Raw genomic sequence first — 9,996 nt, forward strand, 5'->3', positions numbered from 1 at the left:
GAACAGGTTGGCCACGTCGGCCCCGGTGAAGGGGTTCACGATGAACAGGTTCTCGGCCACGGGGCTGCCTTCGAGCGGAATCTGGCGCGAGGCCGCGTCGAGCCTGCCGAGTGCGTTCGCCAGGTCCAAGGGCCTGCCGGAGATGCGCGCCCCGGTCTCGTCGGCCAGGTACTCGCGCGAGCGGGAAATGGCCATCTGGATGAGCATGGCCGCCATGGGCGCGACGATGGCCAGCGCGATGGCCGACAGGCCGCTGGCCCCGCCCTCGTCGTCGCCCCCATCATTATAGGAGCGGCGTCCCAGGCCGAAAATGGCCCCCCACTGGAGCATATGCGCGATGCTCATGATGGCCGCGCCAAGCACGGCGGCCACGCTCTGGATCAATATGTCGCGGTTGGCGATGTGGGCGATTTCGTGCGCCAGCACGCCGCGCAGCTCCTCGGGCGTCAGCGCCTGCATGATGCCCTGGGTCACGGCCACCACGGCGTTGTCCGGGTTTCTGCCTGTGGCGAAGGCATTGGGGGCGTCCTGGGGGATGAGGCAGATGCGCGGCTTGGGGATGCCCGCGTTCTGCGCAAGCTCCGCCACCATGGCGTGCAGCCAGGGGCCGTCCGTGGGGGAAAGCTCCTGCGCGCGGTACATGGACAGCACGATCTTGTCCGACCACCAGTAGCTGACGAAGTTCATGGCGAGCGCCAGCACGAGGGCGATGACGAGCCCGCCGCGGCCGCCAAGGGCCTGGCCCAGAAACAGGATGATGGCCGTGAGCAGCGCCAGCAGGAAGAGCGTTTTCAAGTGGCTGGTCATAAGGCCTCCGGTTCGTTCCCGCGTGGGGGGATTCTTCCCCGCGAAAATAAGGCCCGGACGGGCGCAGTCAACGGGCGCAGTCAATGCGTGCCGGTGCGCAGGGCGCGCAGGGGCGCTACTCCGGCGCGTTGCCTTTGGCCAGCAGCTGCTCCCGCGTGGGGTAGCGGCCGCAGGCGAAGCGCGGGGCCTCCGGGCAGTAGCCCAGGGACTCGCACTTGGCTCCGGCCGTGGCGAAGATGGCGGGCAGCTCAGCCTTGCACAGGGCCAGCATGGCGTCGGCCATGGCGCGTATTTCCCACTGGGCGCGCGTGCAGCAGCGCAGGTGGAAGAAGTGCAGCAAGGCCCGGCAGTTCATGGTGATGACGATTCTTGTCTCCGCCGCCTGGGGCAGCACGAAGCGCGCGTCCTCCTTGGCCTTGTCCTTGCGGCCGTGGGCCTCCAGGATGTCCTTCAGGTCGCGGTAGGCGTTGCCCACTTCGGCCATGAAGGCCTCGAAGCGCTCGCGGGCCTCGGGGATCTTGGCGATGGCCGGGGGCAGCACGTAGTCCATGTTGGAGGCGTCCACGTAGCGCTGGCTTTGCTGCGAGTACGACGCAATGCGGTGCCGCACGATCTGGTGCGAGCACGCGCGCGAGATGCCCGCGATGGCGAAGGAGAAGCTGGCGTGCTCCACCGGGCTGTCGTGGCCGCTCTCCAGCACCTTGCGCACAAAGTCGGCCTGGGTCTCGCGGTCCACCTCGCCGGAAAGCAGCCTGGGCCACATGTCGGCCACGAAGCCGGCGTGGTAGCACTGGCGGAAGGCCGCGTAGATGAGCGACAGGGCGTTGGGCGTGACGGCCAGCAGTTCGACGGAAAGGGGAGAGACGGGCATGGGCGCTCCGGTGGGCTCGTGCGGGTTGTGGATTTCTTGCCGCGCTACATGCGCACGCGTTCCAGGGCCTCGGCCAGCACCTGTTCCAGGGGGCCGTCGGCCATGACGAGCAGATGCAGGCTCTGCATGAACAGGGGCTCGAAGGCTGTGCGCTGGCGGCCCAGGCGCTCGCGCAGGCGCGTCTCTTCCTCTGGGCTTTTACCCTGGCGGGCGGCGATGGCCTCCACCCCGGCCATGAGATAGAGTACGCGGCCGCTTTGGCTGATGCGCGCGCGCAAGCCCTCGCTGGTGAGCAGTTTGTGCGGCACCTCGATTATCGCCGGGGAGCCGTTTTGCGCGGCGGAAAGGATGGCCTCAAGGGCCGCGCCCGCGCCGTCCAGGGGCAGCACGTGGGCCGCGCCGCCAAGAGCCTGGGCCAGGTGCGCGGCCACGGCCGTCTTCCCGCTGCCTTCCAGACCTATAATATACAGGACGTTTCCGCCGGGCATGGCCGGGCGCGGGGCCGGAACATCCTGCCGGATGGTGGCGGTCTTGTCCGGGTCGTCAACGTGGAATTCGCGGCGGATGAAATCTGTCACTTGCTGTCTCCCTTTGGGGCGGGCTTGGTCTGCGGGCTTGGGCTGGCATGGGCCGTGTTGCCGCCCGCGGACAGGCAGGGTATAGCCCAGCGTGCAGACAGGAGCAAGGGTTCCCGGGTGCGTCGGCCGCGGGAACGGGCCTGATGGAAGTGGTAAACTGGCAAGTCGGTCGGGCAAGCCTGACAGGCAGACCGGCCAGGAAAATCGGCCAGGAAAATCAGACAGGCACGAAGGACGGGCGGGCATGCCGAAGGAAGTCGTACACTGGATGGTAGCGAGGCGCGCCGGGGAGCTGCTTTCGGGCACGCCCTTCGGCCCGGCGCTTTCGCGCTGCCCCAAGGGCCTGCTTCTGGGCGCGGTCTGGCACGACATCCTTTTTTATTTGCGCGGCGAGCACCCCGCCGGTTTGGCGGCCCTGCCGCACCGGCTGCACGGCTCCCACGGCGAGGACACCTTTGAGCTTTTGCGCCTGCAGGCCGCGCACCTGCACGCGAAAAAGGACCAGCCCCTGCCCACGGCCGTGTTCGTGGGCTTGGCCTCGCACATCTTCGCCGATGCGGCCATCCACCCCCTGGTGTACCACCTGACTGGCAACTACTACGACCCGGACGAGAAGCGGCGCACCGGCGCGGTGCGCAGGCACCGGGCCTTGGAATGCCTGCTGGACATGGTGGCCGCCGGAGGACCGGAGGCAGTGCTGGGGCAGTCCCTGCGGGAGCTGGTGAACGGGCTTGAGGGGCCGCTTTCCCTCGCCGTTGCGCCGGAACCTCTGGCCGGATTGGCCGGGTGCACCACCCAGCAGGTGCAAAAAGGTGTGCAGGACGCCCTGGACACTTACTGCACCATGCAGGCCCTTTGCCGCATGCCCACCCTGGCGCGCCTGCTGCGCGACGTTTCGGGCATCCTGCCCGACAGCCTGCGGGAGATCGCGGCCCTGTTCTACGCCCCGCAGCTGTACGAGCAGCGCGCGGCCGTGGCGGGCCAGGTGAGCTACCAGAATCCGGTGACGGGCGAGGCCCTTTCCGCCACCCTGGCCGGACTGATGGAGCAGACCGCCCGGCACACGGCGCGGTTCTGCGCCGTCCAGGCCGCGGCAATCGCCGCCCGGGGCGAGCTGGCCGAAAAGGAGCCCGGGCCTTCCCTGGACATGGGCCTGCCGCAGACCCAGGCCACCCAGGCGCGCTTCTTCGCCGCGCGTCTTCTGCCCGCAGATTAGCCGCCCGCAGACTGGCCCCCGCCCGATCCGCTCTTCTGATGCCGCAGGACGTGTTCTGCGGCTTTTTTGCGTGCGCATGAAAAAAAGTTGCCGGGGGCTCCTAAAGAATTCCCCTGGCAGGCCGATGAGGGAGTCGTAACAACAATCGGATTGGCCCCGCAGGCGATGTCGCCGGGATGAGGACCACCGAATGGCAAGGATGCCAAAAAGCTTTCAAGGAGGAAAAGGATATGTCGCTCACAATCAACCACAACCTGCTGGCCGCCAACACCGCCCGCAACCTGTCGTCCTCGTATTCTTCGTTGTCGACATCCACCGAGCGCCTGTCTTCCGGTCTGCGCGTGAATACCGCGGCCGACGACGCCGCCGGCCTGGCCGTCCGCGAAATCATGCGCGCGGAAATCGCGTCGCTGAACCAGGGCGTGCGCAACGCCAACGACGCCATCTCCATGATCCAGACTGCGGACGGCGCCCTCGGCGTCATCGACGAAAAGCTCATCCGCATGAAGGAACTGGCCATGCAGGCCTCGACGGGCACCTACTCGTCCGACCAGCGCCTGATCATCGACTCGGAGTACCAGGCCATGGCTTCGGAAATTACCCGAATCGCCAGCGCCACGGACTTCAACGGCATCCACCTGCTGAACGGCAACCTCTCCGGTGCGAGTTCCACTCACAACGGCTCCGGTCTGCAGGCCTCGGGACCGATGAAGGTCCACTTCGGCACCAGCAACGACTCGTCCGAAGACTACTACTACGTGTCGATCGACACGGCCACGGCTTCGGCCCTGGGCGTTGGCCTGAGCGCCACCGGCTCCGACGGCAAGTCCATCTCCACCCAGGAGCTGGCGCAGAAGGCCCTGGCTCAGCTCGACAAGGCCATCATCTCCAAGGACAAGATCCGCGCCAACCTCGGCGCTCTCCAGAACCGCCTGGAGAACACCATCACCAACCTGTCCATCCAGTCCGAGAACACCTCTGCCGCTGAGTCGCAGATCTCCGACGTGGACGTGGCGACGGAAATGACCGAGTTCACCCGCCAGCAGATCAAGGTGCAGACTGCGGTGGCCATGCTTTCCCAGGCCAACAACCTCGGCAAGCTCGCCCTCCAGCTCATCGGCGGCTAACGGTAAAGATCAGAAGACTGTGGTCGAGGGCTGCCCCGCCACAGCAGCGTCGAGAATCAACGGGCCGCCGCAAGGCGGCCCGTTTCGTTCTGGCACCGGGCTTGCACAATCATGGTGGACACTCAGATTCCGGCATGTTTTTCCCTTTAAGGGGGGGTAGCCCGTGACGACTTCCACCAGCACAACTTCCGCAACGACGTCCTTCACCTCTGGCAGCATTAATGTCAGTGGTCTTGGCAACGGCACGGACTTCAACTCGCTCATCGACGGACTGATAACGGCGGAGAGCGCCACCAAGAAGTCCATGGAGTCCTGGAAGGCCCAGTGGCAGCTCAAGGTCGAGGGCTTCCAGTACCTGAACAAGAAGTTGCTTGCGCTCAAGACCACTTTGGGCAGCATGGACACGGTGAACGAATTTCTCACAAAGTCGGTCAGCAGCACCTCTGACAACGTTTCGGCCAAGGCCACCAGCGACGCCATCGAGGGCTCGCACACCATCATCGTGGGCCAGTTGGCCCAGAACGATATCCTCACCACGGCCTCGGGCGTCAGCGCACTCACCAGCGTGGTCACCACATCCACGACGAACCTGAGCTTCAGCTATGCGGGCCAGACCTACACCATCAGCAACATCGGCGCGGGAAGCACCCTCACCAACCTGGTCAACTACATCAACAACAACGCAGGCACCAAAGACAAGGTGCGCGCCACAACCATTTACGATGGCACCACCTACCACCTGCAATTATACGGGATGGACCAGGGCGCCGGGAACAAGGTGGTTCTTTCGAATACCGGGGCGCTGGTGTTCGGCTCCTCCTCCTTCCAGAACACCCAGAAGGCGCAAAGCTCAATGGTGAAGGTGGATGGCTATCCCGTGGGCAGCGCGAACTGGATTTCGCGCAATTCGAACACGGTGGATGACGTCATTCCGGGCATCTCGCTCACGCTAAAGCAGGCCAACTCCAACGCCACGATCCAGATCGGCGTCACCACCGACGCCAAGGCCATCAAAGAGAGCATCAAGACCTTCATTGATGCGGTGAACGAGGTGCGCTCGGCGCTGCAAGCGCTGACCAAGGTGAGCAACAGCTCCGGCACGGCCACGGGTTCGCTCTTGACCGGCAACTATGGCGTGCAGCTCATCGGCACCCAGTTGAAGGACGTGGTCACCGACATGGGGGTAGGCTTCAACGCGTTCAATTCCAGCACGGGCGAGGGCGACTATTATTCCGCCTTGTCACAGCTTGGCATCAGCACTGACGCGGACCAGTCGTCGAGCACCTACGGCAAGCTGATTCTGGACGAGACGCAGTTGGATGCCGCGCTGACCAAGGACTCCGGGGGCGTGGCCAAGCTGTTTTCAGCCGACTACGCTGGCGAGAGCGAATCGCAGGATTTCAGCTACTTGTCACGCATCAACGGCAAGACCAAGGCTGGGTCCTACAATGTGAAGGTGATCACCAGCGCCACGGGAATCTCGAGCGCCACCATCAACGGGCTGCCTGCCGGCATAGACGGCTGGAAGGTAACGGGGCTCACCGGCGACGCGGCGGGCCTTGTCGTGCAGGTCGACAACCACACGGCCAACAGCACCTTCTCCGGCACCGTGGACATCAAGCTCGGCAAGACCGGGCAGATGGTGGAGAAACTGAGCGAACTGACCAACAGCACAACGGGTCCATTGGCGATTCTCGAGGACAATTACGGCGAGATCATGGACAGCATCGACGCGAAGATCACTCGCGAAGATCAACGGTTGACGAATCTTAAGAACACGCTAAAGGCGAAGTATGCGCGGCTGGACAAACTGTTGAGCACCTTGACGAGCACACAGAACCAGCTCACCAGCACCATTACGCAGCTCTCGAAGTAGGCTTCGGGAATCGAGGACACCATGCTCAAAGCGGCCAAGGCCTATCTGGTCACGCAGGTCTCCACCTCTTCGCAGGGGGATCTTTTGCTCATGCTGTACGACACGGCCGTGAAGCACCTGCACTTGGCCATCGAGAAGATGCGCGCGGGCGATGTGGCGGGCAAGGGCATCCTTATTTCCAAGGCCATCAACATCATCAGCGAACTGCAGGAGAGCTTGAACAAGGAGCGCGGAGGCGACATCTCCAAGAACTTGTTCAACCTGTATTTTTTTTGCAATACGCGCCTTTTGAAGGCGAATCTGCAAATGAGCGTGGAGATGGTGGAGGAGGTCATCACCATTCTTACCGGCCTGCGCCAGGCCTTTGCGCAGATCATGCCTTCGGTGGACGGGGTGGCCTCGCTGACGCAGCAGGGCGTGACCTCCGAGACGGCGGGCGAAGCCATTGCGGCCACCGCCCCTGCGCCGGGCGCCGAAGCCTCCGAGGTGCCGTCCGGCCAGGTCCCCGCCGCCGAACAGGCCCCGGTTCCGGCAGCGCCGGAGGCCGCTCCAACCGCTCCGGTGAACCCCGTGCGTTTCCGCGCAGCCAACGCATACGCCACCAGCCGCTAGCGCCAGTCTCCGCGTTGCGGCTGGATGGCGCAAAAAAGCCCCCGGACAGCAGCGTCCGGGGGCTTTTTTGTCGCCGTGGCCCAGCCCTCAACGGGCGGGCGCGGCCTAGACGGCGATGATCAGCGGCACCACCACGGGGTCGCGCTCCAGCACGCGGCGGAAGAAACGCCGCAGCGAGCCGCGCACGCGTTCCTTCAGGCGTTTCAGGTTGGCCGCGCCCACGTCCTCGAACTCTTCGATCACAACGCACTTGGCGTCCTCCAGGAGGTGGGCGTACTGCTGCTCGAAGATGAAGCCCTTGGACACGATGTCCGGGCCGAGGGTTATCTCGCCCGTGTCCTGGTCCACCACGAGGAGCACCACCACCATGCCCTCGCCCGCCAGCAGCTGGCGTTCTTTCAAGACGCTCTGGCCCACGTCGCCCACGCCCTTGCCGTCCACCAGGATGCGTTCGGCGGGCACGGCCTCCTCCAGGCGGATGCCGCCCGGGCCGTCCTGCTGGCTCAGGAAGGTGACGGGCTGGCCGTCCTCCAGCACCAGGGCGCGCTCCGGGGCCACGCCGCACTCCACCGCAAGGCGCGAGTGCTTCACCAAGTGGCGGTATTCGCCGTGCACGGGCACGAAATACTTGGGCCGTACGGTTTCAAGCATGATGCGCAGCTCTTCGCGGTGGGCGTGGCCCGAGGCGTGGATGGCCTGCACCTTCTCGTACAGCACCTCGGCCCCCAGCTTGTACAGCCGGTTGATGACCTTGGTGATGGCCTGGATGTTGCCGGGAATGAAGCGCGAGGACAGAAGCACGAGGTCGCCCTTTTTCACGCGCACGTAGCGGTGTTCGTCCAGCGACATGCGCGAAAGCGCAGCCAGGGGCTCGCCCTGGCTGCCGGTGACGAGCAGCACCACCTGCTCATCCAGCAGGGAGCCGATCTCCTCCACCTCAACCAGCGTACCGCCGGGAATGCGCAGATAGCCCAGCTCGCGCGCCAGCTCAATGTTGCGCACCAAGCTCTTGCCGGAAATGGCCACCTTGCGGCCGCAGGCCGCTGCCAGGTCGAAGATCTCCTGCAACCTTTGGATGTGGCTGGAGAAAAGCGTGACGATGATGCGGCCGCGGGCCTTGTCGAAGATCTCGCGCAAAGACGCCTTGATCTCTCGCTCGGTGAGGGCGAAGCCGTCGCGCTCCACGTTGGTGGAATCGCTCATGAGCAGCTTCACACCCGGCTCGGAAAAGCGGCGGATGGCCTCGATGTCTGTGGCGTGGCCGTCCAGCGGGTTGCGGTCGATCTTGAAGTCGCCCGTGTGGATGATGCGGCCCACCGGGGTCTCGATGCCCAGGGCGTGCCCCTTGATGATGGAGTGGCAGACCGGAAAGAAATTGAAGGCAAAGGGGCCGATTTCGACACGCTCATTGTCCTTCACCGGGCGCAGGTCGGCCTCGATGCAGCGTTCGGTGAGCTTGTTGTTCACCAGCGCCAGGGTGAAGTCCGAGCCGTACACCGGCACGTCCACGTGGGGCAGAAGCCAGGGCAGCGCGCCGATGTGGTCTTCGTGCCCGTGGGTGAGCACCACGGCCTTGATCTTCTCGCGCTCCTCCAGAATGTGCTCGAAGCGGGGGATGACCACGTCCACGCCGAAGAGGTAGTCCTCGGGGAACATCAGGCCGCAGTCCACCAGCACGGTGGCGTCGGCCGTGCGCAGGGCCATGCAGTTCAGCCCTATTTCGCCCAGGCCCCCCAGGGGGTGGATGGTCAGTTCGCCGGGGGCGATTGTCATGTCAGCTCCTCAGAAGTTCCTGATAGGCCGCGTTCATCAGGGCGTACATGTCGTCCTTGAACTGTTCGCGCTCCTTCAGGCTGTATTTCGACGGGTCCACGGGGGGCAGGGCCCGCAAGCGAATTTTCTGGTCCGGGTTGAACAGGATGGAGTTCTTGGGCAGCAGTTTTCCCGTGCCTTCCATGACCAGCGGGGCCACGGGCAGGCCGCACTTGAGCGCCAGCACCATGCCGCCCACCTTGAAGTCCATGAGCTTCGAGAGGTCCGGGTTGCGCGTGCCCTCGGGGAAGATGAGGGGCGAGATGCCGCCTTTGGCGCTGGCCACGGCCTCGTCCACGCTCTTCATGGCCGCGCGGCGGTTTTCGCGGTTGATGGAGATGTGCCCCGCGTTGCCGAGCGCCTTGCCGTACACGGGGATGCGGAACAGGCTCTCCTTGGCCACGAAGCGCATGTGGTAGTCCCACAGGGCGTCGAACAGGATGGGAATGTCGAACAGGCTCTGGTGGTTGCACATGAAGACATAGTGGCCCTTGGGGTCCAGGGCGGAAAGGTCGATGTCCACCTTGATGCCCGCCATGCGCAGCATCATGCGGCCGTATGTTTTGCCCGGCAGGTCTCGTTCGTCGGGCGTGGCCTTTTCCTGGTCAAGCAATAGTTGCTTCACGCTGTAGTACAGCGTGGCGGGCACAAGGGTGGCGAAGAAGCGAAGCACTCGGAACATGGTTCATCCCTATCGAATTTTATTCCCCTGTCACTACTTGAATTGCCCCTTGGGCACAAGCGCGCCACACAGTGCTGTCCCCCTCCGGGCTCAAGAAAGGGCGGCGAGGAATACCCCGCCGCCCTGAAGCGCTCTGCATGGGCGAGTGACCTACTCTTCCTCGGCGGCCTCGCGCTTGTTCTCCTCGATGACCTTGGCCGCGATGGGCGGCGGGCATTCCTCGTAGTGCGAGAACTCCATGGTGAAGGTGCCCTGGCCCGCCGTCATGGAACGCAGGTCCGGGGCGTACTTGAGCACCTCGCTCATGGGCACGTGGGCCTTGATCTCGGTGACGCCGCCCTGGCCCTCGCTGCCGAGCACCTTGCCGCGGCGGCTGGACAAATCGCCGATGACGTCGCCCATGTAGGAGTCGGGC

Annotated in this window: 9 protein-coding genes and 1 pseudogene; 4 read left to right on the top strand and 6 right to left on the bottom strand. The window is 64.6% G+C overall.

What is annotated here, in order from left to right; all coding sequences use genetic code 11:
* The 3 genes from VN419_RS13170 to VN419_RS13180 all read right to left on the bottom strand — a co-directional run.
* A partial coding sequence (locus VN419_RS13170; RefSeq protein WP_325647677.1) for a zinc metalloprotease HtpX occupies nucleotides 1–807 on the bottom strand: 807 nt, incomplete at its 3' end.
* A 115-nt stretch (nucleotides 808–922) separates the two neighbouring features.
* Nucleotides 923–1,678 (bottom strand): FAD-dependent thymidylate synthase, encoded by a 756-nt coding sequence (thyX, locus tag VN419_RS13175; protein WP_325647678.1) that lies wholly within the window; start codon nucleotides 1,676–1,678, stop codon nucleotides 923–925.
* 44 nt (nucleotides 1,679–1,722) lie between these two features.
* On the bottom strand, nucleotides 1,723–2,256 hold the full coding sequence (locus VN419_RS13180) for a hypothetical protein (RefSeq protein WP_325647679.1): 534 nt from the start codon (nucleotides 2,254–2,256) through the stop codon (nucleotides 1,723–1,725).
* A gap of 244 nt (nucleotides 2,257–2,500) precedes the next feature.
* Here VN419_RS13180 and VN419_RS13185 point away from each other — a divergent pair, with 244 nt between their 5' ends.
* The 4 genes from VN419_RS13185 to fliS all read left to right on the top strand — a co-directional run bounded on the left by VN419_RS13185 (nucleotide 2,501) and on the right by fliS (nucleotide 7,087).
* The gene (locus VN419_RS13185) at nucleotides 2,501–3,472 is read left to right on the top strand and encodes a zinc dependent phospholipase C family protein (protein WP_325647680.1); all 972 of its coding nucleotides are present in this window, start codon (nucleotides 2,501–2,503) and stop codon (nucleotides 3,470–3,472) included.
* 230 nt (nucleotides 3,473–3,702) lie between these two features.
* Nucleotides 3,703–4,599 (top strand): flagellin, encoded by an 897-nt coding sequence (locus tag VN419_RS13190; protein ID WP_325647681.1) that lies wholly within the window; start codon nucleotides 3,703–3,705, stop codon nucleotides 4,597–4,599.
* Between the two features lie 163 nt (nucleotides 4,600–4,762).
* Nucleotides 4,763–6,475 (top strand): flagellar filament capping protein FliD, encoded by a 1,713-nt coding sequence (gene fliD / locus VN419_RS13195; protein ID WP_325647682.1) that lies wholly within the window; start codon nucleotides 4,763–4,765, stop codon nucleotides 6,473–6,475.
* Between the two features lie 21 nt (nucleotides 6,476–6,496).
* On the top strand, nucleotides 6,497–7,087 hold the full coding sequence (gene fliS, locus VN419_RS13200) for a flagellar export chaperone FliS (RefSeq protein ID WP_325647683.1): 591 nt from the start codon (nucleotides 6,497–6,499) through the stop codon (nucleotides 7,085–7,087).
* 105 nt (nucleotides 7,088–7,192) lie between these two features.
* Here the strand turns inward: fliS and VN419_RS13205 are convergent, their stop codons facing one another.
* From VN419_RS13205 to fusA, 3 genes and pseudogenes are all read right to left on the bottom strand, one after another.
* Nucleotides 7,193–8,860, bottom strand: a complete 1,668-nt coding sequence (locus VN419_RS13205; RefSeq protein WP_325647684.1) for a ribonuclease J — start codon at nucleotides 8,858–8,860, stop codon at nucleotides 7,193–7,195.
* Nucleotide 8,861: 1 nt separating this feature from the next.
* Entirely contained in the window at nucleotides 8,862–9,581 is a 720-nt protein-coding gene (locus VN419_RS13210) for a lysophospholipid acyltransferase family protein (protein WP_325647685.1), read from the bottom strand.
* A gap of 150 nt (nucleotides 9,582–9,731) precedes the next feature.
* A pseudogene (fusA, locus tag VN419_RS13215) lies at nucleotides 9,732–9,996 on the bottom strand (elongation factor G); the annotation flags it as partial.

The organism is Humidesulfovibrio sp., from assembly GCF_035560995.1.
In the GTDB taxonomy this organism is placed as follows: Bacteria; Desulfobacterota; Desulfovibrionia; order Desulfovibrionales; family Desulfovibrionaceae; genus Humidesulfovibrio.